The organism is Polaribacter sp. PL03, from assembly GCF_033875165.1.
Taxonomy (GTDB): domain Bacteria; phylum Bacteroidota; class Bacteroidia; order Flavobacteriales; family Flavobacteriaceae; genus Polaribacter.
In genome coordinates, this window is sequence record NZ_JAWZSV010000001.1 from 110039 (window position 1) to 135343 (window position 25305).

Below are 25305 nucleotides of genomic sequence, written 5' to 3' on the forward strand. Positions count from 1 at the left end.
GGTAAAAAAATAGTAAGTTAAAACCCCCATTTAAAAAAATATTTAAATGCTGATGAAAGATGATATAAAAATAATTTTATACTTTTTGATGATCCTTTTTGATGCTGATGTAAGATATTAACCTTTGGGTAATAGAGTTTCTTTTTTCCAATACCATCAATTTTTCTACATAAATCTGCATCTTCCATGTAAAGGAAATAACGCTCATCGAAACCTTGTAATTGCTTAAAATCGGCAGTTTTAAAAAACATAAAACACCCATGAATAAATTCTGGATGAAAGGGTTTTTCTAAATCTTGGTTTTGATACTCGTTATTTTTTATTTTACGACTAGAAAAATTTAACTTTCTTTTTATTAAATTAAAAAAAGTTGGATGCTTTCTACATACGTATTGCACATCTTTATTAGGGTAAAGCACCTTTGGTGTTATAAAAGACACTTCTGGTTCTTTATTTAAAACTTTTATTAAACTAGGTATAACATCCGAAGAAAAAATAACATCTGGATTTAAAACTAAGTGAAACTGAGAATGAAGCTCTGGTAAGACAAAGTTATGTGCACTTCCAAAACCAATATTTTTGCCCACAAAAACATATACTATTTCTGGATGATTAAACTCTTCTTCTAACCTATTTGTTAAACTATTATCAATAAGAAACAGTTTTTTTGAGAAAGGTATTTCTAAAAAAGATTGAATTGTTTTTCTAAGAACAGAAACATTTTCATTGTAAAGAACAATAGTGGCTGTTATTTTGAATTTCACATTCATTAATATGCTTTTTCTTCACCTTTAAAAATATTTAAAACAGTTTGTATTATAATTTTAACATCTAAAAGAAACGACCAATTTTCTATGTAAAAAATATCTAAACGCACTCTGTTTTTAATATCAGAACTCCTTTTTACTTCTCCTCTATAACCACTAATTTGAGCCAAACCTGTAATACCAGGTTTTACAATATGTCTTTTTAAATAATCGTCTACATCTTTTTGATATTCTAATGAAAGGCTCTCTAAATGTGGTCTTGGACCAACAACACTCATATCTCCAAAAAGTACATTAATAAACTGTGGCAACTCATCTACACTTGTTTTTCTTAAAAACGCGCCTATTTTAGTAACTCTAACATCATTTTTTGTAGCATGCACTTTATCTGACTGTTCATTCACCTTCATAGATCTAAACTTATAACAAACAAATTCTTTACCGTTAATACCTTCTCTACCCTGTTTAAATACTAACGGCCCCTTCGACTCTAATTTAACTAAAATCCATAAAACGGGCATTAACCAAGAAAGAATGGTTATACAAACAAAAATTGAAAAGAAAATATCGAAAACTCTTTTAATGTAGAAATTCTCTGTAAACTCAAAAGGAAGTTTATTTACATTAAGAACCATTAATGCATCATCATAATACTCTACACTTTGGTTTTTACTAAAAAGTTCTGTAGTGTTAGGAATTAATTTTAAGACGATATCTTTATTTATTGCAAATTTATTTATTTGTTTTATTTCCTCTTTATCTAAGGATGACAAAGAACAATAAATTTCATCTACATCATTATGAGCTACATAATTAAAAACAGCCTCTACTTTTCCTAAAAATTCTTTATTCTTGGTTTTTTTATCTGAAAAGAATCCTAAATAATTATAACCTAAATTAGATTTACTTTTAAAAAGTTTTATAATGTTTTTTGATGAATCATCGAAACCTACAACAATTGTTGTTCTAGAGTTATTACCAAGTGATCTATATTCTTTTAATAAAAATAGCCATAAAAACTTAAAAAAAGTAATAGTTATTACAATAGATAATAAAATTAGAAATTGATTATGAACAACTTCGCCTTCTTTAAACACACCAAAATAAGCAAAATACCCAAGGATAAAACCTAGAAATTGCTTTAACAAAAGCACAAAAACCTTTAATAAACTAGTATAGCGGTATACTTTATAGAATCCAGAAAAATGAGATGCTAATACCCAAAAAATAGTAATGTAAGATAAGAAGTATACGTTTAAATACGCCGTGTCATAGACAATATAAACTATAAGGTTAATAATAAAAATATCTAATAAAACTTGTAATGGTTTTATTAGGTCTGAGTATCTTTTCTTCAAACTAAGGTTGGGTTGAGTTAATTAAGAACAAATATATAATTTTAACGAAAAACTTTAAGAATCATTTCATCAATTGTAAACTTTTTTTTGGCTACAATTTGTTGATGTTCTATGTCTACATTCTTATCTATTAAAAATTTCAACTTTTCTACCAATAAATTATTATTCCATTTTGTAGCAACTAAGCTTAAATTATTACTTGTAAAGAATTCTTCAATTTCGCTTTTAGGATCAGTTATTACTAAAACTTTACAACCCGAAGCCAATAAATTAGGTAACTTTGATGGTAAGGAACCCTTTGATGTATTTTCTTTTTGAGGAATTATTTGAATAGAACTCTTACTATATAATTCTTCTAAATTCTCCTTATTTACTAAATTATGAAAAATAATTTTCTTGTTGTTATTTAACTTTTTTAGTTTCTTAATAGTTTCTCCTTCAGAAAAAATATAAAACATCGTATTTTCTATTTTTTTAGATGCTTCTGTAAAAAAGCTAAAAAGCTCCATAGGATTCTGCTTTTCTCCTAAAGCACCAGAATAAACAACATTAATTTTCTCTTTATCGAATATTGAATCTAAGTCGCTAGTAATATGATCTTTTAATGTTATAAAAGGGTATTGAACTTCTAATTTATCTTCAGCTAAATTATATAATTTTTTAGCCTCATTTTTCATTTCATGAGATAAAAATAGTAGTTTATTACAATTCTGATAACATTTTTTTTCAATTTTATGAATAAAAAATTTAATAAAATTATTTAGAAAACCTGTTTTCCCTTCCGAATAAATTTCTTGTAAATCATGTACCATTCCTACTTTTCGTATCCTTTTACTAAGAAAGGGCAGTATAAAATAAAAAGCAAAACTTGGTGGAAATATTGGTATTATTAAATCTTTATTTTTTTGATTTTTATATAGTTTTCTTAACACAAAAAAAGCAAAACTAAATTCTAAAATTAATCTTCTAAAAATTGTTTTTTTTGTGAAAAATAAATGTTTTCCTCCTCTTATAATTTCAACACCTTTTAGTTGATGGTTACTTTCTTTCACTTTCCAATCTGGGTAAAATGGATGGAAGCATAAAACAGTTACTGCGTGCCCCTTTTCGACTAAACTAGTTACAAAATTAGTATTAAACTTTCCTGTAGAAATTGGTTCAGGATAAAAAAAAGGAGAGATTATTAAAATATTTTCTTTCTTATTCAATTTTTCTTTCTCTAATTATTTTTGCAGGATTACCCATACAAACTTTATTTTCTGGTAAATCTTTATAAACACTACTTCTAGAACCTACAACAGTACCTCTGTGTATTGTAATTCCTGGTGCTACAAAAACATCTGTTGCTAACCAACATTCATCTTTAATAGTAACCTTTTGAGCAAAAATAGGGAAATTTGACTTTAGATAATCATGAGAAGCAGCACATATATAAGATTTTTGCGATACAACTACATTATTCCCAATTTCTATTTCTCCTAAAGAATATAAAACTACATCGTCTCCAATCCAAGAATAATCCCCAATAGAAACTTTCCATGGATATGTAATTCTAACAGTTGGTCTAATAATTACATCTTCACCAATTTTTGCACCAAATAAACGTAATAAAAAACGTCTAAACCCATACATAAACTGTGGCGAATTACTAAATAAAATACTTTGAACAAGCCACCATAATTGTACTACAAAAGCATTTCTGCCTCTAAAGTTTTGGGGTAATTTAAATGTATTTAGTTGCTGCATTAAACTTCTCTTTTTTAAAAAAAATAAATAATGACGTAAAGTAACAAAATAATACTATACCATAATGTCTTGATAAATAATTTTCGGTAATATTTATAGATAAAAATTGAATAAAAATAAATATTCCTAAGGCAGAATATCTTAGATGTTTAAAAAGAGTACACAAGTAAAATAAAAAAAGTACAAGAAAAAACCACCCACCATATAAAATTAGATTAAAATAATAATTATGTGAGTTATAGGTACTTATTTTATAAAAATTACTGTTGTTATTTTCTTTGTAGCATCGATTTAATTCATTTTGAATATTATTACCAAAACCAAAAAAAGGAATATTTTTTATTAACAAATAGTCACATTTATAAATTGCCATTCTAACGTTTGTAGAATTATGATAATTGCCTTCTACTGGTTTATTAATTTCTGTAATAGTTTCATTTAATCGTTTCTTTATAATTTCACTACCAAAAATTAAAAAGAAAGTTAAAATCAATAAACTACCAAAAACAAATACATATTTAATTTTCCCTTTTTCGTTAATTAGAATATAAAGGATAAAGGATATTATTGTAAAAAATAATAAAAGAATTATAACTCTTGAACTGAATAAAAATAGAAAAAAAATGGATATAATAATATTTAAAAAATTAAATATCATAAACTTTTTAAAGTTAAAAAAAGAGAGGGTAATACTAACTAATAAAAAGGCACTGAAATAAGTTGGGTGAATTTCAAAAAAATAATTACTCATTACATATTGTCTAAAAAAAGGAATATTTTCTGGACTTATATTAAACAACGTTACTAATGAGTTACTTTTTAAAAAAATAAACAGATAAATTATACTTTGAAAAACTACAGAACATTGAAAAACAAAAAAGGATAATTCTTTTATTTTATAATTAATAAAATCTGGTTTAAATATAAATAAAAGAGGAAAAATTAGAAAAGGTAATTGTATTAAAATTCTAGAAACATTAAAACTCCCAGAAATAATTTCATAACAGAAATACATCAAAAAAGGCAATATTAACAATAAGTACTTTAGAGGAAAAAAAATCTTTTTTTTTGTTTTTACTAAGAAGTAAATAGTAAGTAATGCGCATAAAATTATTAACATTGAATTAAAATTAACTTTTAACAATGGTAATGTTGCCAAAGAAATAAAAGCTATTTTAGTAAAATTCTCTAGATGTTTTTGCATTATTTATTTTTATTAATAGAACTATTGTATAAATGATTCCAATCTTTAAATCTTTTGGCCCATGAATAATTTTCAATTACAAAATTATGCAGTTTTTCTCCATTCTCGTCTCTTTCAAAATCAGACCAACTTAAAACTTCATTTAAAGCATTTTCCAACTCGATCTCAATTGGATTTATTAATTTACCTCCATTCTCATTCCAAAGAGGGCTTAACCCAGTTTGATGCGTAGTAATTACTGGTGTTTTTAATATAGCTCCTTCTAAATTTACCATACCAATAACTTCTGAATGAGAAGGTGCTACGAGGACAAATGCATTTCTAATTAATTCTATTTTTTTATTACCAGAAACTAAACCTAAAAACGTTACCCTTTTACTTATACCCAATTTATCTATTAAAAGATTTAGTTCTTTTTTATAGTTGTTAATTTGACCTGCAATTTTTATTGTATAATTTTTATTTTTTATTTTTGAAAAGCTTTTTAATAAAATATCAATGCCTTTTTTTTCATCTAACCTTCCTAAATAAAGTATATATTTATCATTACTACCCGTTAATGTATTAAGTGTAAATGAAGTTTTGGTAATTAAATTTGGTATTTCTACAACATCCTTTTTATTAAAAAGCAATGCTAAATTATCTTTTTCTGAAGGGGTTATCGCATGTATAAAACTTGCTTTTTTAAACAATTTCTTTGTAAGAATATTAAAATAAAGTTTCTTTTTTACGGTTCCTTTTTCCCATAACCATGGCTCATACATACCATGAGCGCTTACTATAAAGGGGATTTCATTTTCTACACAAAATTTAGCAGAGATATACTGAGGATAAGTCCAAACACCATGAATATGAATTAAATCGAATTTATATTCATCATTTAAAGAAATAATTTTTGCTTTCCACTCCCTAGAATACAACCAAGGTTTATTAGTTTTAACTAAAAAAATATTATCTTCTTTTTCTTTCTTAGAAGATAATATATAGGAAGAAAAACTACCTTTATTTAAATAAAAGTTCAAGTTTTTTATAACAGTCCTTAACCCTCCACTTTCAATCGAATAATCTTCAACTACATGTAATATCTTCATCAGAATTTTTTAAGAAAATTAGTAAAAAAAAGTAAAACTCAGGAGGAAAATAATGTCCCTCTCTAATTAATTTTAGGGTTAAATAGAAAAATATACTTTGTTGTGCTATTCTTTTTTCATTTTTAAATAATTTAAAGCTTCTGTATATAAAATAAGCTATTAGAAGAAAAGCAAATATTCCAAAATCGCTCACCATTCTAAAAAACAAAGAGTTTGCGTCTGTTTTGTTTATTTTAGAAAGGTTCATCCTAATTAGATAAGCAGGTGGTTTCATTTTAGAATAATATTTATCATATTCATGTCTATAGCTCCCTAACCCAGTGCCTAAAGGCTTATTTAGAAGAATTTCTTTTGTAATAAAGGCATTACTTAAAAAAGCATAAGAACTTAAATTTGTATTCTTTTCAAACTTACCTGAAAAAATGGATCCTAAAGATTTTTCTGTCTCTTTAAGCCTAATTACAAGAGAACTAACTCCACTACGATCTGTTGGCTTATCCCAAACTGTACTTAAATAATAAATACTAAAACTTAATAATAAAATTACAATCCAAGAGTACTTTAAAAAGACTTTAACTTTAACTAATGGAATTATAATAATTAAAGCTAAACCAATAAAACCTATAGATGATTTTGATAAAATTACGGTTAATAGTACTACCAATAATCTTACATATTTTTTTTTTCTAAGAAAAGAATAAATTGCAGGCAACATTATAGCTGCATAATGTGCTGGTTCTGCTAGAATACCATTTAATCTACCTACCGAAAAAACGTTTATATTTAAATAAAACATTGGTATCGCTATAATTGCTATATAAAAAGAGAAATCTAAATATGCTTCAAAAAGTTTTTTTACACTAAAATATTTTATTAAGTTTTGATAATAAATACTACTTAAAGAAATACCTAATAATTGAGCTATTAACGATTGTATAGGATTAAGTAGCAATAAATAACTCACAACACCATGAATAGTAAAAAAGCCAAGTATAATAATTAAGTTTTTATGAATTGTAATCTTTTTAGTTTTGGCTAATAATAAAAAATTACATATTAAAATAACGTAATAGAGTTTTACATCTATTACAAAATGAAAATAACATGCTTCTGTAAACAAAGCAAAAACACTACTAAAAATTATATATTTATCTAATAATCGCATTTAATATTGTTTTTACTCTATATTTAAACATCCACTTAAAATAATATAATTTAGATACAAAGTAATTTATTTTGCCCGATTCTATTTTTGCTTTTGTGGTTTCTAAATAAACATTTTTTACTTGGCTATTACTTATGCCTCCATCTGCCATTATAGCTGTTACTTCATTAAACCAATGCGTTTTTAAATGCTGTTTAGCCCTTAATAATAATTCATAATCTCCAGCAATTTTATAATTGGTATTATAAAGTCCGTATTTTTTAAAATAATTTTTACTGTGAAAAGCACCAACATGAGCAATATTCATTCCTTTTCTAAAATGTTTCCATTCCCATTTATCCTTTATAACTTTCTTACCTTCAACTTTTACTACAGAATGAATAAAATCTAACTCTTTTGATTGGTTTTTTATTTGTTCTGCATAAAGATCTAATGCATTTTCTGTATAAAAGTCATCAGACCCTAAAAAAGAAATCCAATTTCCTTTAGCTAATTTTACTCCTTTATTAAAAGCATCATAAATACCTGTGTCTTTTTCAGAAATCCATGTGAATCTAATATCTTTCTCCGCAAACCCTTGTTCGAAAGATTTAATAATATCTACAGTATTATCAGATGATTTTCCATCAACAATGATAAACTCAAAATTAGATATAGTTTGAGACAACAAAGAATTTATTGTTCTTTTTAATGTTTCTCCACTATTAAATGTTACAGTAACAATACTAAACAACATATTTTTAATTTTCTATTTTTTTTATAAATTTAGCAGGGTTACCTCCCCAAACCTCATTATCAGGTATGTTTTTTGACACAACACTTCCTGCTGCAACAACAGCTTTCTTCCCTATTTCAACTCCTTTTAAAATAATAGAACTGGCACCAATAAAAGCACCTTCTTTAATTAACACCTTTGCATTTTTAACACCTATTTCGGGTACTTGTATTCTATCATCTAAATAAATAGAATGAAAATCCGTATCATAAATCTTACAGTTACCTCCTATCAAAACAAAATCTTTAATAACAATCTGTTGACTACAAAATATTGCACAGTTAGACATCCCAACATTGTTTCCTATTTTTAGTTTTCCTTTATCTGCAACAACAATACTTGTAAACGTTTGTCCTCCAATGGGGTTTTTAATATAACTAGAGTTAATAATAACATTATTGCCAATTTCTGTCGATCCTTTTCCTTTTAAAAATAAGGAGCCATTTACTTTACAGTTTTTACCAAATTTTATATCAAAAATTCTAAATTTTAGATAATTAATAACTTTAGATTTTATAAAATAAAAAAACAAGAAAAACTTATACATAACACTTTTTGTTTACTTTAATAAATTATTATAAATAGCATAAACTTTTTTATTGTTATTAATATGACAAAAGTTATTCACGGCAAAATCTCTGGCGCTTTTCTTCATAAATGTAAATAACTCTTCATTATTCTTAAGAGTTATTATTTTATTTACAGCTTCGTCAACATATCCTGATTTATAAGTGTAACCCGTTTCATTATTTATTAACAATGTATTTTGAGATTTTACATCTGAAACTAATACCGGAATAGATAGTGATTGTGCTTCTATAACAGACCTAGAAAAGTGAGGAGTTTTAAAAGGACTTAATAATAAGTCTATCATTTGCATCTTATTTTGCACATCTTTAACCATTCCTTTAACTATTACATTATCTGGCATTTGTTTGGCTATCTTTATTATTTCTTCATTTACAATTTCTGATTCAAAACCATAAATTAATATTTTAATATTATTATCTATTTCTTTTAATTTTAAAGCAATTGAAAGTAAATCTTCTATTCCGTTTTCAAAATTAAATCTAGCAAAAAAGCCTATTATAAAATCTGTTTTTTGTAGTCCTATTTTTTTTCTTTCACTCTCTCTTATTAAGTTATTAAATGTATAAATATTTTTATCTATAGAGTTTTTTATAACTTCTAGTTTTTCACCTTTAAAAGGTTCTGATTCATAATTATTAATTGGAATAAAAAAATCTACAAATTTGATATTATAATAACTTAATATTTTCCCGAAGAAGTTATTTAATATTGGCTCTCTTACATGAGAAACTACCTTTACCTTTTTAAAAAACACTTTTGCCACAAAAGCATAAACAAATAAACAACTTGTATTTAAATGCAAAATACTTGGCTTTACTTTTTTTATTATTTTATATGCTGCAAAAATATTGGGTATAATATATAAATAATTCTTTACAAATAATCTAAAATTCATACCAGACACCGTAGTACCATGAAATGCAAACAACCTTCTATTACTTACAATAACTTCTGCGTTTACTTTTTTAAATAAATCTTTTGCAGGACCATTAATCAGCATAAAAACATAAGGCTTATATATATCCTTATCTAAGCCACTAAGCAAAATTGACAAACTTTTAGGTGCACCACCTAACTCACCTGCATGATGAATATATAAAATTTTATTTACCATTATTATACTGATAATTTATAAATTTACTACAAACGTAAACTGGAAGCAAGTTATTAATTTATAAAGAAAATAGACTTTAATTTTAATTTAAAATTTACCCTTAATTCTTTAAACAACAAATCATAAAATAAACCTACAAAAGCATAAGAAACTAAAGTAGAAATTGCAGCACCTACAAGTCCAAATTTATTTATTAAAACAATGTTCAAAATAACATTTAAAATTGCTCCTATAATATTTCTATAAAATGAATGTAAATAAAAACCTTCTGCAACAAGCCATTTAGAACTAATAGTTGTAAAAAAGAAAAATATATTAGACCAAATATAAATACTTAATATTCCATAAGATTCTAAGTAGCTATCTCCATACAAATTCTCTATAATCCATTCTCCAAAAAAAGTAATAAAGAGCGATATAAAAACTGCTAACCAAAATAGTAAACTATAAAGGTTGGTAATCCTTTTGTAATAAGTCTTTTGATCTTTAGATTTATAAAATAAAATTGCCGGAAAAAAAGAAGCCGCAATTATATTTGGAATAAAATACCAAACCTCACTTAAGCTAATAGATACGGCATATAAACCAGCAGCTTTTGCTCCTAAGATTTCTTTGACCATTATTTGATCTATTTTCACATAAACAATATACATCATCCCACTTAAAAAAAGAGGCCAACTTTTTTTAAGAAGACTTAAAACATAACTCTTATCAAAATTAAAAAAAGAAATAGAAATTTTACTTTTATTAAAATATAGAAACGTGCATAAATGCGTAACTAAGAATTCTAAAATAATGACGATTGCAAAATAATGAACTGGTGCATTCAATTTTATTAACACAATCTTTAATATACTTGATAATGAAACCGCAATAATTCTAGAATAAACAACAAACTTAGACTTAACTTGACTTTGAAAATAAAAATCGAAAACCTCTAAACTTTGAAGTATTAGGAAAGAAGAAAATATTAAAATTAGAAGCCTTATTTCAGAAAAATCTTTATTTAAAAAAACAAAAAGCAGTAAAATAATAAATGAAATTATACCAAAAAGTAGCTTAGTTAAGAAAGCGGTTCCTAATATTTTACTTATTTCTGCTTTATTGTTAGCACTTACCAATTCTTTTACAATAATATCATTTAAGCCAATCATTGCAATTGGTAAAAACAAAGCTACTATACTATTACTATATGCTAAAAGACCATAAGTTTCCGGTTCTAAATACCTAGCAACCCAAGCACTTACAAAAATAGCAGAAAAAAAACCTAAAATTTTACTAATAAAAAGCCACAAAGTATTGTTAAAATACTTTATGAAACTTACATTTTGTTTTATTTCTTTAACCTTATTAATTAGGGAGTTAAATATCATTTGTTTTCATAAATATTAAAAAACTCTTCAATTTAATATCTTTTTCAGAAAGTATAATGTCTTTATTCGGAATCTTCCAATCAATATTTAAATCCTCATCATTATAAAGCACACCATCTTCAGATTCAAAATTATAATAATTATCACATTTATAAGAAACAATGGTATCATCTTCTAAAACAGAAAAACCATGTAAAAACCCTCTAGGTACAAATAATTGCTTATTATTCTCTGCAGACAATTCTACCGAAAACACTTTACCAAAAGTTTCAGAATCTTTTCTAGCATCAACCGCTACGTCTAAAATTCTTCCCTTTACAACTCTTACTAATTTTGCTTGTGCAAACTCGCCTCTTTGTAAATGCAAACCTCTTACAACTCCGTATTGCGATGTAGACTGATTTCCTAAAACAAAATCTCCAGTAAAACCTGTTTTTTCTTGAAACTCTTTTTTATTATATTCTAATAAAAAACACCCTCTATTATCTTTAAAAAAAAGTGGTTCTATTACAAAACAATCTTTTAATCCTGTCTCTTTAACTATCATTTTATTTCTAATAAATTATTCCCATAACCGCTTTTTAAAAGTGGTTTTGCTAATTCATACATTTCTTGTTTGGTAATAAAACCAGCTCTAAAAGCAGCTTCTTCTATAGAACCTATTTTTAAACCTTGTCTTTCTTCTATTACTTGTACAAATTGAGAAGCTTGCATTAAAGAGTTAAAAGTACCAGTGTCTAACCAAGCAGTTCCTCTGTCTAAAATAGTTACTTTTAGTTTTCCTTTTTCTAAATAGGTTTTATTGATATCTGTTATCTCAAGCTCTCCTCTTTTACTTGGTTTCATGTTTTTTGCAATTTCTATAACAGAATTGTCGTAAAAATAAATTCCAGGAACTGCATAATTAGATTTCGGTTTTAAAGGTTTCTCTTCAATAGACAACACCTTCTTATCATCATCGAACTCTACAACCCCATAGCGTTCTGGATCATTTACATGATAAGCATATACAATTCCTCCATCAGGATTATTATTTTCTTTTAATAGTCTTGGTAGACCAGAACCATAAAAAATGTTATCCCCTAAAATTAAAGCTACACTATCGTTTTTTATAAATTTCTCTCCAATAATAAATGCTTCTGCCAATCCATTAGGTTCTTCTTGAACTGCATATTGAAAATCACATCCATATTTTTTTCCATCACCTAATAATCTTTTAAACAATGGTAAATCTTGCGGTGTAGAGATAATTAAGATTTCATTTATTCCTGAAAGGATTAATACAGAAATAGGATAATAAATCATAGGTTTATCATACACCGGCATTAATTGTTTACTAACAGCTAATGTAAGTGGATGCAATCTTGTTCCAGATCCTCCTGCTAATACAATTCCTTTCATATTTAATTATATTTTTCTAGATACCATTGAATAGTTTTCTTGATACCAGTTTCAAAATTTTCTTTGGCATTCCACCCTAATTTTGTTTCAATTTTAGAAGCATCAATAGCATATCTAAAATCATGACCTGGTCTATCTTTTACAAAACTAATTTGTTCTTTATAAGATTTCCCTTTAGGTTTCTCTTCGTCTAAAATTTCGCAAATAACATTTGCTATGTACAAATTATCTCGTTCATTTTTACCTCCAACATTGTAAGTCTCTCCTGTTGTTCCTTTCTTATAAACGAGCTCTATACCTTTACAATGATCTAAAACATATAACCAATCTCTAATATTTTTTCCATCTCCATAAATAGGAATATTTTCTCCAGAAATTGCTTTTCTAATTATTGTAGGTATTAATTTTTCATCATGTTGTTTTGGCCCGTAGTTATTAGAACAATTCGTTGTAACAACATTCATTCCGTAAGTATGAAAATAACTTCTTACCATAAAGTCTGATGATGCTTTTGAAGCACTATAAGGGCTATTTGGTGCATACGAAGTCTCTTCTGTAAACAAACCTGTTTTACCTAAAGTACCATATACCTCATCTGTAGAAATATGATGAAATCTACAATTTTGATAACTTTTTTTATAAATATTCGGAGCGTCCATCCAATAATTTCTAGCAACATCTAATAAATTAAAGGTTCCAAAAACGTTTGTTCTTACAAATGCATCCGGATTTTTAATTGAATTATCTACATGAGATTCTGCTGCAAAATGAATTACTCCAGAAAAGTTATGCTTCTTAAATAAATTCTCTACCAAGTTTCTATCGCAAATATCTCCTTCAACAAAAGTATATCTCGCGTTATCATTAATCTCTTTTAAATTAGAAACATCACCTGCATAAGTTAAAATATCTAAATTTACAACCTGTAAATCTGTGTTGTTTTCTAAAAAGTAAGGTATAAAATTTGACCCAATAAATCCTGCTCCTCCTGTTATAAGAATTGTTTGCATTACTTATTTTTTATAATTTCCTAAGTACTTGTTTAATTTAAGTAACAGTAAAAATACAATCATAAAACTTGCTCCTAAAGCACCTAATAAAAAGGCATAATTTTTAGTTACTCCTTTTATTTTAGTTCCTATTGGCTGAAAGTTAGAAATAACATTAATAACATCATATTTTGTAGCCTTTTGTGATGCTATATTTCTTAAATCATTATTTATTTTTCTATTCGCTTCAAATAACTCTAACTCTTTTGTAGTTCCTTTTTCACCGCCTAAATCTATATTTGTACCGGTTGTTTGTTTCTTTGCTTCTTCAACCATTACTTGCATATAAACCTTTCTTAAAGAATCTATATGAGTTAAGTTTTGGCGGTATAAAGAATCTGTTCTATTTAAGTCTCTATTTGTTAATCCCTTTAGCTTATTAAAATATTTATTACTAACAACAGAAGAAATGATTACATCATCTAATTTATCGAAAATATTATTCTTCTTTGCTGTAACTGTTACTTTATGAATTTTATAATCATAGCTTGTAAAAGCTGCTTTAAATTCTAAAAAAGTATAACTCTTTACTGTTGTTGTATCTACAGATAAAATAAAATCATTGTAAGAATTAATAATATCATTTTCTGTCTTAATTGGTTCTATTTCAAATTCTTTAAGACTTGCAGCGTATTGTTTGTCTAACTTAAACGTTTTTACTAAACCCGCTGTATCTTTTTGCTTAACAAGGTTATTGTAATAATTTATGTTCTCATATAATTGTCTAGCACTTTTAAAATTTGGTTCTAAAAGTAATTCAGACTCAAAAGTATCTGTTTTTCTTACCTCAACAAAAACACCTACAATTAAACCAACAATAGCGGCAATTCCAATCTTTATTGTATTTTCTTTTAAGAAAATTAAGATAGATATGATAACATGAAATATTCCTTTAAAAATACTACCAATAAAATTAAAGAACTTAGTAAATCCTTTTCCTATGATTACAAATAAAGAACCTAAATCTACTTCTTCTTCGTTACTATTATTGTTGTTGGTTGGTCTGTTGGTTGTTGACATTCTTTTATTTTATTGATAAACAGTTTAACTGTTAAAAATTTGTTCTAATATTTTTTGAGTAATCGCATAAGTAGGTGTTACACCAGTCATTCCTAAACCACCAGAAGCTAATGTTGCTCCTGTTTCTAAAGGATTATCTGATGCATAGTATGCATATCTTACTTGTACATCTTCAGAAATATTTCCTCTAATTCTAGATGCAGATTGTATTGCTTTTTGATAATGAGCTCCTTCCATTTCTAAGCCTATAACATTCCAAGTAGAATCATGAAAAAACTTTAACAAGTCTTTGTTTTGTAAAGAGGTTCCTAAAACAGAAATCATAGAACCATCGAAAACTTCGATACCAAAACCTTCTAAATCTTCTTTTGCTAATTCATTTTTAAACGGATAGTTATCTGCTGTTCCTTCAAAAATATGAGCAGAAGGAATCATAATATCTCCTTTTCCTCCTTCTAAAATACCAGCTTTACCCATTATAGAAACAGATTTAACGTCTAAATGAGTTTTTATATTCTTTTTACAAGTGTATGGTTTCAATAATTCATCCATAGTTTCATACGCTTGTTCTCCAAAAGCATAATCCATTACAATAATTACAGGGTTTTCTTCTAGCTTCTCTTTTTTAGAAAAAGATAAAATATCAAAATTTATTTTAGCCGTATCTATAATTTGTACATTAATATTGGTACCAGAAGTATCTTTTATATAAATAAGACCGTTTGAAGATGCAAAATCTTTTACTTTTTTCTGTAATGGCTTGCTATCAGAATTACTTAAAAGTTGATACAATTCAAAACCTTTTAAATCTTTAGTTTCTTTTGGTACCGCATTCTTAGCATAAATAGAATTTAGTACACTGTGCATATTTGCACTTATAATATGTACTGGTCTTTCTAAAAGTTCATTATCTTTTAAAACCTTTTTAATATCATTTGCCCAAATTTCACCATAAATATGGTGTCCTATTTCTTCAACTAAAACAGAACTAAATGTTATTGTTCTTTTTTTGTTGTCTATAACTTCATTTATTGCAAGCTTACCTAACCAATAAATTAATTGAAAAAATCTATCTGGGTTTGCTTCTGTAGAAAAAGTATTATGTATACCTAAAACTTCATCGAAAGTTCTACCTAAAATATTACCTAAATGAACAATTGTTACTTCTCTTTCTTCTTCTGTAATTTCTTTTTGATAAAGTATAATATCTTCTAAATGTTTCCATTCTCTTGTAAAATCTTCACCATCATTTAATGTAACTCTTTCTTGAATCTTATGAGATTCTATAAACAAGAAAGTTAAATGCGTTAGAATATCATAGATTTCAGACCTTCCTCTGGTAATCTCAATATTCATTTGATCTTTATCTATTCTATAACAGTTTCTTCTTCTTTTTGGAGGAATAATAGAGTTAAAGTGAGAGTTTTTATACCCTTCATCTGCCGTTAAATTAATATACTGGCATTCTTCAATTCCTTCCGGAAGTCTTTCTATAACATAAGTTAAACCACTTAATTCTATTCTTTCCTCTGCTATAGAACCATAAATCTCTGGTCTTAAAGATAGTAACGATTTCCTTAAGGTTTCTCCTGAAATTCCCATTGGTTTATAAAAACCTCTACTAAATAAATGACGCATAGAAATATATAATTTCTCTATTGCGTTTGTAGATTCTTGCGCTCTTGTTCTCGCTATTTTTTTAATTTCTGACATATTCTAATTTTGTATACAAATATAAAACTATTTACCTGATAAAATTTTATTGTAATTATCTTCATTTTTCAATAAAACTACAGCTTCAGAAATAGTTTTATCATTCTTTAAATTGTACTTATAAACACCTTCTTTATAAAAAAATCTTTCTAAAATTTCTGCTTTTATTAATTCTGAAACAATGTCTTTATTTTTTGATATTTCTAAAATTTTATCTTCTGCTAACTTTTCTTTTATAAGCTTGTATTCTTTTGAAATATCATTCTCTTTTGATGCTAAAAATGCTTTTTTAAATAAAGATTCTTGTGCCGTTACAAAAGTCGTATCAACCTTTAAGTAAGACGTAAATTTATTAAAATCTAAATTTTTAAAAGTAAAAGCGTCTAAACTATCTAAAGTAGGATTCTCATAATAATAACGGGTTGCAAAATTAAAAATAGCTTTCGTTTTTATTAACTCTTCTGTAGTCTCGTTTCTTTTAGATGTTTTTATTTCAACATCGGGCATAACACCTCCACCATCATAAACTGTTCTTCCGTTTGCGGTTTTAAATGCGTTAATACCTTTAGCAGAAAACTTAGGAACTATTCCCGTTTTAGGGTCTCTGTTTTCGTAATCTAATTCTTGAATACATCTTCCACTTGGCGTGTAATATTTAGAAATAGTTAATTTTAACTGTGTCCCATACATTAATTCTCTGTAACGCTGTACCAAGCCTTTTCCAAAAGAACGTTTCCCCATAATTACAGCTCTATCATAATCTTGCAAAGAACCACTTACAATCTCAGATGCAGATGCAGAGCGTTCGTTTACCAAAACCACAATAGGAATCTCTAAATCTAGAGGTTCATTTTTAGTATTGTAGGTGTTACTCCACTTTTTAATTTTTGCTTTTGTACTTACTATCTTTTTACCTTTTGGCAAGAAGAAATTAGATATTCTAATAGATTCTAATAGAGAACCTCCAGGATTATAACGAAGATCAAAAATCAACTTCGTCATTCCTTGTTTTTTTAACTTTCTATACGCCTTTTTAACTTCCGAAGATGCTTTTTCATTGAAGCGAGTTAAAGTAATATAACCTGTTTCATCATCTATCATTTCTGCAAATGGCACAGGATTTACAATAACTTTATCTCTAGTAATTTCTTTTGTAATAATTTTTCCTTGTCTTTCTACAGCTACAGTAAAAGTACTATTTGGTGTTCCTTTTAAAAACATAGAAAGCTGTTCTCCTTCCATATTTTTTATAGATTGTTTGTCTACAGAAATAATAATATCTCCAGCTTTTAAACCTGCTTTATCTCCAGAAAAGCCTTTATAAACTTCGCTTATTTCTATTCCTTGTTTTGTGTAATAAACTGCAACTCCTATTCCACCATATTCTCCTGCTCGTCTTATTCTAGCAGTCTCTACATCTTGTTCATTATAAAAATTGGTATACGGGTCTAAGTCTTTAAGTGTATTTTTTATTGCTTTGTTTGTAAATTCTGCAGGATTAATTTCATCTACATAATACATATTTAGTTCTTTAAACAATGTATTGTATATCTCTATTTGTTTTGCAACTTCAAAAAACTTAGATTTAAAAGAGTAGGTTAAAAAAATTGTTCCTACCAATAATAAAACAACGGTTTTCTTTTTAAGATTGAATATTTTCATCTGCTGTATTTTTTACTTTACTTATAAACAACGTTAGTAATTTCTCCATTTTTAAGAACAATTCTTCGTACTTCATTTCTTCTCTACCAATATACGAAATCATAAAAACATAGGGTTCGTCTAGATTATTGTATACAATTTGCTTTTGTAAACGATACGTTTCTCTTAATAAACGTTTTAATCTGTTTCTATCTACAGCTAACTTATAGTTTCTTTTAGCTACAGAAACACCAACTTGACAAGGAAAATCTGATGTATGTGGTGTTTGTACATATATCATTCTCAAAGGAAATGCTTTTACAGAATCACCTTCAGAATAGAGCTTTTCTATTAGTTTCTTACTCTTTAAACGTTCTTGTTTTCCTAACGTATTTTTCATCGTTACAAACTTAATAGAAAACAACTACTTTTTAACAATTTCTAATCGCTAACTTTAAAAAAGTTCTGTATTTTTAATAAATATTAAAATTACACTTTAGCAATATGAAACCAGATTTATTTCAAGCGCCAGATTATTACAACATAGACGATTTATTATCCGAAGAACATAAGTTAGTTAGAACTGCTGCAAGAGATTGGGTAAAACGAGACGTTTCTCCTATTATAGAAGAATATGCTCAAAAGGCAGAATTTCCTACTCAAATTATAGCGGGTTTAGCAGAAATTGGTGCTTTTGGCCCTTATATTCCAGAAGAATATGGTGGCGCAGGTCTAGATCAAATTTCCTACGGATTAATTATGCAAGAAATAGAACGTGGAGATTCTGGCGTTCGTTCTACTGCTTCTGTGCAATCTTCTTTAGTAATGTATCCTATTTTTACCTACGGAAACGAAACTCAGCGTAAAAAATACTTACCTAAACTAGCTTCTGGAGAATGGATGGGGTGTTTCGGGTTAACAGAGCCTAATCATGGTTCTAATCCTTCTGGTATGGAAACTAACTTTAAAGATATGGGAGATCATTATCTTTTAAATGGCGCAAAAATGTGGATTTCTAATGCACCTTTTGCACAAGTTGCTGTTGTTTGGGCTAAAGATGAAAACGGTAGAATTCATGGTTTAATTGTAGAAAGAGGAATGGAAGGTTTTTCTACACCAGAAACAAAAAATAAATGGTCTCTTCGCGCTTCTGCTACAGGAGAATTAATTTTTGATAATGTTAAAGTTCCCAAAGAAAATTTACTGCCAAACAAATCTGGTCTTGGTGCACCTTTAGGGTGTTTAGATTCTGCAAGATATGGCATCGCTTGGGGTGCAATTGGTGCTGCAATGGATTGTTACGACACTGCTTTAAGGTATTCTAAAGAACGAGAACAGTTTGGTAAACCTATTGGTCAATTTCAACTTCAGCAAAAAAAGTTAGCAGAAATGATTACAGAAATAACTAAAGCGCAATTATTGGCTTGGAGATTGGGTACTTTAAAAAATGAAGGAAAGGCAACTTCTGCTCAAATCTCTATGGCAAAACGTAATAATGTAGATATGGCTTTAAAAATTGCCAGAGAAGCAAGACAAATGTTAGGCGGAATGGGTATTTCTGGCGAATATTCTATCATGCGCCATATGATGAATTTAGAAAGTGTAATTACTTACGAGGGCACACACGACATTCACCTTTTAATAACCGGTTTAGACGTTACAGGTTTAAGTGCTTTTAAATAATTATAAACTAAATTTAAGAAGCTTTCTGTAATAAAATATTTGGGCATCTTTTACAATTGATGCCTTTTTTCTTGTACTTATTACAACACTTTCCTTTTGGTTTTATGCAATTAGAAGAACATACATTATCGCATACAGCGTTTTGTAATAAAGGAATTGTAGGCTTATTTTGAGTATAAAAAACAATCATATCTTTAATTATAACACGGCAAAGATAAACGTTTATTTAGAATAAATAAAAATAATAAAGTTAAAAAAATGTTTCTTTTTTTTAATGAACAATCTTACTTTTGTTAAAAATAAAGAAAACATCTTTTGTTTAGAAGGTTTACTACCATATTATTTGTTTTACTCTACTTGGTTGCTATGTTAAAACCTATTGCACCATTTGTAGAATATGCAATTAATTACGACTATATTTCTAAAGTACTTTGTATTAATAAAGACAAGCCAGAATTAAGTTGCAAGGGTACTTGCCATCTAATGAATAGATTACAACAACAAGAAGATGAAGATTATCAATCTTTAAGAATTCATATGGAAGAATACCCAATAGGATTTGTGAAGTTGCTAAGTTTAGATTCTAAAAATTATGATGATATAAAACTTATAAATCATACTAGTTATAAAAACGAATATTCTTACTTGTATTCATATAACGTATTTCATCCACCAGTTATTTAAATTTTTTATTATTAAAATCTTATCTCAGAAATAAATTCTGATGTTTTTACTTACAAATTATTTAAATAATATAACAAATAATGAAATCAATAAAAATTATAATTTTAGGGTTTATTATACTCCTAAATCAACAAACAAAAGCACAAGAAACTTCAGAAAATAATAATTGGAAAGGGAATAGACCAGATGGTCACGCACCAATTTCTTTAATGGCAGATCATTATCATTCTAAAGGTGGCTTTATGTTCTCTTACCGTTTTATGAACATGAATATGAGCGGTTTATTAAATGGTTCTAATACCATTTCAAATGATGAAGCACATAGTGCGGGTTATATGGTTACTCCTTTAAAAATGCCTATGCAAATGCACATGTTTGGTTTAATGTATGCACCAAGTAACAAAATTACGTTATTAGCAATGGCAAATGTTATTAAAAATGATATGGATTTGCAGATGAGAATGATGAATACTACTTCACCTTTTTCTACTGCTTCTTCTGGTTTTGGAGATTTAAAATTAGGCCTAATTTATAAGTTTTTAAATAAAAACCAACATTCTTTTCATGGTAATTTAACGTTTTCATTGCCAACAGGAAGTATTTCTGAAACAGATGAAACTCCTATGAGTTCTCCTAATGAAATACAATTACCTTACCCAATGCAAATTGGTAGCGGAACTTTTGATACTAATTTAGGTTTTACATATTTAGGTCAAAAAGAAACTTTTTCTTGGGGAAGTCAATTAAAAGGAACTTTTCGTTTTGGTAAGAACTCTAATAATTATGCCTTTGGAAACAGCTATAATTTAAACAATTGGCTAGCTATAAAAGCTACAGATTGGCTTAGTTTATCTGCAAGAATAGAAGGAATTATTGTTAATGAAATTAGAGGAGAAGATGCTAACCTAACACCAATGATGGTAACAACAGCAGATACTACAAATTCTGGTGGAACTTATGCAAACAGTGGTTTTGGATTTAATTTATATGCTCCAAAAGGTAAATTAAAAGATGTACGTTTAGGTTTCGAATACGCATTTCCTTTATATCAAAAGCCAAACGGAATTCAATTAGAACTAAAAGAAACAATTACTGTAGGTTTACAATACGCTATGTAAAATACATTATAAATTTTATAAAAAGGTTGGTCTATTTTATCAGCCTTTTTATTTTTTCAGCAACTTAATAAACAACTCTCTTCCTTGTCTATTCTTGTAAGAATTGTAACAAGAATCCATTTTTTCTATTTTAAAATAAGGTTTAAAAGATAAATTATACGCTTCTTTATTTCCACCAAAAGGAGGTTTATCATTATTTAAAGGAACATTAAATAATAAACCAACCAACTTACCATTTGGCTTTAATAAGCCATTCATTTTAAGAACGTAATCTTCTCTTAAACTAGGTTTTATTGCACAAAAAAATGTTTGTTCTATAATTAAATCGAAAGAAGCATCAATATCAAAAAAATCACCTACAATTAACTGATTTTCAGGAAAATTAGAAATTCTCTTTTTAATATTATCAATTGCAGTTTTAGATAAATCTACTACAAACACATTTTTAAATCCGTTTTTAAAAAGATAAACTGCCTCATAAGAATTTCCTCCTCCAGGTATAAGAATTTTAATTTCTTTATCTTCTAATTGATCAAAATATGCCTTTAAAGGTGGCGAAACCTCTCCTAAATCCCAACCAATATCGTTATTTAAATATCTATTATCCCAAGCATTTCCAGATAAATCCATCTCTTTAAAAGTTTAAATTCTAAACAAAAATACATTTTATTATTTTCTGAAATTCTTAAAAAAGAATCTAAAAAAAAGTGAACTTACCTCTAGTAGTATTAAAGTTCTGTTAAAAACTGAAGACATAACATAATTAGTTAAATATTTGCAATAAAATTGACCTAATATTTTACCATCAACTTGAACCAAATCAAATGAAAAAATTTTTACTCTTATTTAGTTTATTTCTAACTTCCATTATTTATTCTCAAACTAAAGATTTTCAAATTACAGGAAATATAATGTCTGCAGATGATAAAGAATTACTAGAATCTGCAACTGTACATATAGAAAGATTAAAAGATAGCAGTATTGTAGCTTATACAATTACAGATGCAAAAGGAAACTTTAAAATTGATGCAAGTACTGCAGATTCTAAAATGAAACTAATTGTATCTTTTATTGGTTTTAAACCTTATGCTAAAACTATAGATGTAAAAAGCCAAAATGTTGGTACTTTATTTTTAAAGTCTGCAAATACATTAGACGCTATAGTAATTAGGTCTTCTGCACCTATTACAATAAAAAAAGATACAGTAGAATTTAATGTAAAATCTTTTAAAACCAAAGCAGACGCAAATGTAGAAGATTTACTTAAAAAATTACCTGGTGTAGAAGTAGATGCCGAAGGTAAAATTACAGTAAACGGTAAAGAGGTTAACAAGATTTTAGTAAATGGCAAACCCTTTTTTGGTAATGACCCTACTATAACAACAAGAAATTTAACCAAAGAAATTATAGAAAAAATTCAGATTACAGATACTAAGACAAATGCTCAGGCTTTTTCTGGTGAAGATTCTGATGGTGAAAACAAAACTATTAATCTTACAATAAGAAAAGAAAATAACAAAGGGTATTTTGGTAAAGTAGCTGCTGGTATAGGTACAGATGGTAGGTATGAATATGCAGGTTTGGCAACTCGTTTTCAACAAAGTGAAAGAATTGGTATTCTTGCTGGTGGAAATAATATAAACTCACCTGGTTTTAGTTTTGGAAACCAAAGATTACAATTTGGCGGAAATAATAGAAGTTTTGGAGGTGGACAAGGTATTGTTACTTCTAATAATTACGGATTAAACTACATTAATGTATTTAAAAAAATATTCGAAGTTTCTGGAGATTACTTTTACAAAAACAGTGAATCTGACAATACTTCTTCTAGTAATAGAGAAACTTTTTTATCTAATGGTGATAGTTTTTTTAGAAATTCTAAAAGCACTTCTTTAAACGAGAGTGATAGTCATGATGCTAGTATAGATTTTGAAATTGAAGTAGATAGTACTTTTAGAATAGATATAGAATCTGATTTTAATAAAAATATAAATACAAATAACTACAACAGTATTTCTGAAAGTTTAAATAATGACAAAATTTTAACAAACGATTCTAAAACAAATTCTATTGCAGAATCTGATAGAGAAAGTTTTGATAATGAGATAAACTTCTCTAAAAAATTTGGAAGTAAAGGTGCTTTTATTAGAGCAGAAATTACTGCAAATGTAAATAAAAGTGAAACAGATGATTTTGTAAAGTCTGAAACAAATATTTATGGTACAAATCCAAATCAAATTATAAGAGACCAATATTCAGATGGAAGTTCTGATAGAAAACAATTTGGAAGTGAATTTACATATAGACTTCCAATATTGGCTAACAAACTCTTTTTAGATGTTGCTTATGAATACGGAAACATAAAGACAAAAACAAAACGTAGTACATTCGATTTTAATCAAACTACTAATGATTATACAGATTTTAGTAGTTTATTAAGTACAGATTTTGAATATTTAAATAAAACGAAGAGACCAAGTGCAGAACTAGAATTTAGAAATAGTAAATGGTCTGCTTCTGCAGAAATTGCCCATGTTAGTAGAACCTTAGAAAATTTAGATTACCTAAGACCAGAAACTAACCTTGTTAGAGATTTTAATAATTTAGAATATGGTTTTGGCGTTCGTTTTAGAAAAAGTAGAACTAGCAGCTATAGGTTTAGATATAATTTTAGAAACGGAACACCAAATTTATCTCAATTACAACCTTTTAGAGACGAATCTAATCCTTTAAATATTGTAACAGGTAACCCAACTTTAACGCCTTCTAAAACACATAACATTCGTTTTGGTGCATCTAACTTTAACTGGCAACAAAGAACTGGTTTTTGGTCATTCGCAAACTTATCTTACACAAATGATAGAGTTGTAGCTAATACATTTATAGACCCTAATACTTTAATTAGAGAAACAACGTATGCAAACGTAGATGGTTTTTATAGCTTTAGAGCTGGTGGTAGTTATAGTGCTACAAAAAAATGGGAAGATTTTGGAAGTTTAAAAAGTGAATTCAGTGTTTTTGGTAACTATAATAAAAACATCAACTTTAATAATGGTACTAAGTATTCTAGTAAAACAGCTACTATTTCTCCTAGATTAGGTTTCGATTTTAATTGGGATAAAATTTTACAAATTAGACCAGAATACTCTATTTCATTTAACAATAACACCTATGATATTGATAGTTTTGATGACAGAAACTTTATAACACATAATGTAACTATTCAAACAGCTACATTCTTACCTAAGAAGTTAGAATGGAGAAATGATGTTAATTATAACTACAACTCTAATATTGCAGACGGATTTCAAAAAAGTGCTTGGTTTTGGAATACTTCTCTACGTTATTCTATCTTAAAAGACCAAGGTGCAATTAGTATAAAAGTTTATGATATTTTAAACCAAAACACAAATGCAAGAAGAATTGCCACAGAAGATTATGTAGAAGATTCTTCTAGTACGGTTTTAAACCAATACGCAATGCTATCATTTACTTGGAAGTTTAACAGTTTAGGTAGTGCAGGTAAAAAGTTTGAACCAGGAAGAAGAGGAAGATATAGAGGTTAATATTTTAAAAAAAAAAGGTGATAAAATAATTTATCACCTTTTTTTATGCTCATTTTTTAACACCTAATTTTATTAAAATAGACTCTAACAAACACCATTTAGTAAATGCAGATTGAATCATATTTACACCAATAAAAACTCCAAACCACAACCAATTTACACTTACGTAATACGTAAGAAAAACAGTTAATAGCACCATAACACCTACAATTACTCTAAAATATTTATTTAACATTATTTATCTAT

The 25305-nt window shown here is 27.2% G+C and carries 24 protein-coding genes; 4 read left to right on the forward strand and 20 right to left on the reverse strand.

What is annotated here, in order from left to right; translation table 11 throughout:
- Positions 1-17: 17 nt before the first annotated feature.
- Genes SHK09_RS00445 through rnpA form a run of 18 tightly spaced genes read right to left on the reverse strand, consistent with a single transcriptional unit; the run spans position 18 to position 18408 of the window.
- On the reverse strand, positions 18-770 hold the full coding sequence (locus tag SHK09_RS00445) for a glycosyltransferase (protein ID WP_319808793.1): 753 nt from the start codon (positions 768-770) through the stop codon (positions 18-20).
- The gene (locus tag SHK09_RS00450) at positions 770-2125 is read right to left on the reverse strand and encodes an undecaprenyl-phosphate glucose phosphotransferase (protein WP_319808794.1); all 1356 of its coding nucleotides are present in this window, start codon (positions 2123-2125) and stop codon (positions 770-772) included. The genes SHK09_RS00445 and SHK09_RS00450 overlap by 1 nt, the downstream gene beginning before the upstream one ends.
- 41 nt (positions 2126-2166) lie before the next feature.
- Entirely contained in the window at positions 2167-3333 is a 1167-nt protein-coding gene (locus SHK09_RS00455) for a glycosyltransferase (protein ID WP_319808795.1), read from the reverse strand.
- Positions 3326-3871: a putative colanic acid biosynthesis acetyltransferase gene (locus tag SHK09_RS00460; protein ID WP_319808796.1), complete on the reverse strand. Its 546-nt coding sequence runs from the start codon at positions 3869-3871 to the stop codon at positions 3326-3328. Before SHK09_RS00460 ends, SHK09_RS00455 begins: the two co-directional genes overlap by 8 nt.
- Entirely contained in the window at positions 3849-5075 is a 1227-nt protein-coding gene (locus tag SHK09_RS15415) for an O-antigen ligase family protein (protein ID WP_413774267.1), read from the reverse strand. The genes SHK09_RS00460 and SHK09_RS15415 overlap by 23 nt, the downstream gene beginning before the upstream one ends.
- Positions 5075-6166 carry a glycosyltransferase gene (locus SHK09_RS00465; RefSeq protein ID WP_319808797.1) on the reverse strand — a complete coding sequence of 364 codons (1092 nt, stop codon included), beginning with the start codon at positions 6164-6166 and terminating at the stop codon, positions 5075-5077. The genes SHK09_RS15415 and SHK09_RS00465 overlap by 1 nt, the downstream gene beginning before the upstream one ends.
- Positions 6144-7331: a hypothetical protein gene (locus SHK09_RS00470; RefSeq protein WP_319808798.1), complete on the reverse strand. Its 1188-nt coding sequence runs from the start codon at positions 7329-7331 to the stop codon at positions 6144-6146. Before SHK09_RS00470 ends, SHK09_RS00465 begins: the two co-directional genes overlap by 23 nt.
- Positions 7315-8067: a glycosyltransferase family 2 protein gene (locus tag SHK09_RS00475; RefSeq protein WP_319808799.1), complete on the reverse strand. Its 753-nt coding sequence runs from the start codon at positions 8065-8067 to the stop codon at positions 7315-7317. The genes SHK09_RS00470 and SHK09_RS00475 overlap by 17 nt, the downstream gene beginning before the upstream one ends.
- Before the next feature lie 4 nt (positions 8068-8071).
- Positions 8072-8653 (reverse strand): acyltransferase, encoded by a 582-nt coding sequence (locus SHK09_RS00480; protein ID WP_319808800.1) that lies wholly within the window; start codon positions 8651-8653, stop codon positions 8072-8074.
- 12 nt (positions 8654-8665) lie between these two features.
- Positions 8666-9811 carry a glycosyltransferase gene (locus tag SHK09_RS00485; RefSeq protein WP_319808801.1) on the reverse strand — a complete coding sequence of 382 codons (1146 nt, stop codon included), beginning with the start codon at positions 9809-9811 and terminating at the stop codon, positions 8666-8668.
- 53 nt (positions 9812-9864) lie between these two features.
- Positions 9865-11184 carry a flippase gene (locus SHK09_RS00490; RefSeq protein ID WP_319808802.1) on the reverse strand — a complete coding sequence of 440 codons (1320 nt, stop codon included), beginning with the start codon at positions 11182-11184 and terminating at the stop codon, positions 9865-9867.
- A complete protein-coding gene (gene rfbC / locus SHK09_RS00495) occupies positions 11174-11731 on the reverse strand; it encodes a dTDP-4-dehydrorhamnose 3,5-epimerase (protein ID WP_319808803.1) in 558 nt (185 codons plus the stop codon). The genes SHK09_RS00490 and rfbC overlap by 11 nt, the downstream gene beginning before the upstream one ends.
- Complete coding sequence (gene rfbA / locus SHK09_RS00500) at positions 11728-12585, reverse strand: glucose-1-phosphate thymidylyltransferase RfbA (protein WP_319808804.1); 858 nt, start codon at positions 12583-12585, stop codon at positions 11728-11730. The genes rfbC and rfbA overlap by 4 nt, the downstream gene beginning before the upstream one ends.
- Positions 12586-12587: 2 nt before the next feature.
- Entirely contained in the window at positions 12588-13595 is a 1008-nt protein-coding gene (gene rfbB / locus SHK09_RS00505) for a dTDP-glucose 4,6-dehydratase (protein ID WP_319808805.1), read from the reverse strand.
- 3 nt (positions 13596-13598) lie between these two features.
- Entirely contained in the window at positions 13599-14654 is a 1056-nt protein-coding gene (locus tag SHK09_RS00510) for a hypothetical protein (protein WP_319808806.1), read from the reverse strand.
- Between the two features lie 24 nt (positions 14655-14678).
- Positions 14679-16367, reverse strand: a complete 1689-nt coding sequence (locus SHK09_RS00515) for a DUF6909 family protein (protein WP_319808807.1) — start codon at positions 16365-16367, stop codon at positions 14679-14681.
- A gap of 27 nt (positions 16368-16394) precedes the next feature.
- Positions 16395-18029 (reverse strand): S41 family peptidase, encoded by a 1635-nt coding sequence (locus SHK09_RS00520; RefSeq protein WP_319808808.1) that lies wholly within the window; start codon positions 18027-18029, stop codon positions 16395-16397.
- A complete protein-coding gene (gene rnpA / locus SHK09_RS00525; RefSeq protein ID WP_319808809.1) occupies positions 18010-18408 on the reverse strand; it encodes a ribonuclease P protein component in 399 nt (132 codons plus the stop codon). Before rnpA ends, SHK09_RS00520 begins: the two co-directional genes overlap by 20 nt.
- 104 nt (positions 18409-18512) lie before the next feature.
- Here rnpA and SHK09_RS00530 point away from each other — a divergent pair, with 104 nt between their 5' ends.
- From SHK09_RS00530 to SHK09_RS00540, 3 genes are all read left to right on the forward strand, one after another.
- Complete coding sequence (locus SHK09_RS00530) at positions 18513-19691, forward strand: acyl-CoA dehydrogenase family protein (RefSeq protein WP_319808810.1); 1179 nt, start codon at positions 18513-18515, stop codon at positions 19689-19691.
- A 366-nt stretch (positions 19692-20057) separates the two neighbouring features.
- Positions 20058-20375, forward strand: coding sequence for a hypothetical protein (locus SHK09_RS00535; protein ID WP_319808811.1), 318 nt, complete (start codon positions 20058-20060; stop codon positions 20373-20375).
- Between the two features lie 80 nt (positions 20376-20455).
- On the forward strand, positions 20456-21493 hold the full coding sequence (locus tag SHK09_RS00540) for a transporter (RefSeq protein ID WP_319808812.1): 1038 nt from the start codon (positions 20456-20458) through the stop codon (positions 21491-21493).
- Positions 21494-21541: 48 nt separating this feature from the next.
- Here the strand turns inward: SHK09_RS00540 and SHK09_RS00545 are convergent, their stop codons facing one another.
- Positions 21542-22123: a methyltransferase domain-containing protein gene (locus SHK09_RS00545; protein WP_319808813.1), complete on the reverse strand. Its 582-nt coding sequence runs from the start codon at positions 22121-22123 to the stop codon at positions 21542-21544.
- A gap of 194 nt (positions 22124-22317) precedes the next feature.
- On the opposite strand from SHK09_RS00545, the gene SHK09_RS00550 reads away from it, so the two are divergent.
- A complete protein-coding gene (locus SHK09_RS00550) occupies positions 22318-25059 on the forward strand; it encodes an outer membrane beta-barrel protein (protein WP_319808814.1) in 2742 nt (913 codons plus the stop codon).
- Between the two features lie 49 nt (positions 25060-25108).
- Here the strand turns inward: SHK09_RS00550 and SHK09_RS00555 are convergent, their stop codons facing one another.
- Entirely contained in the window at positions 25109-25294 is a 186-nt protein-coding gene (locus tag SHK09_RS00555; protein ID WP_319808815.1) for a DUF2892 domain-containing protein, read from the reverse strand.
- Between the last annotated feature and the right edge of the window lie 11 nt (positions 25295-25305).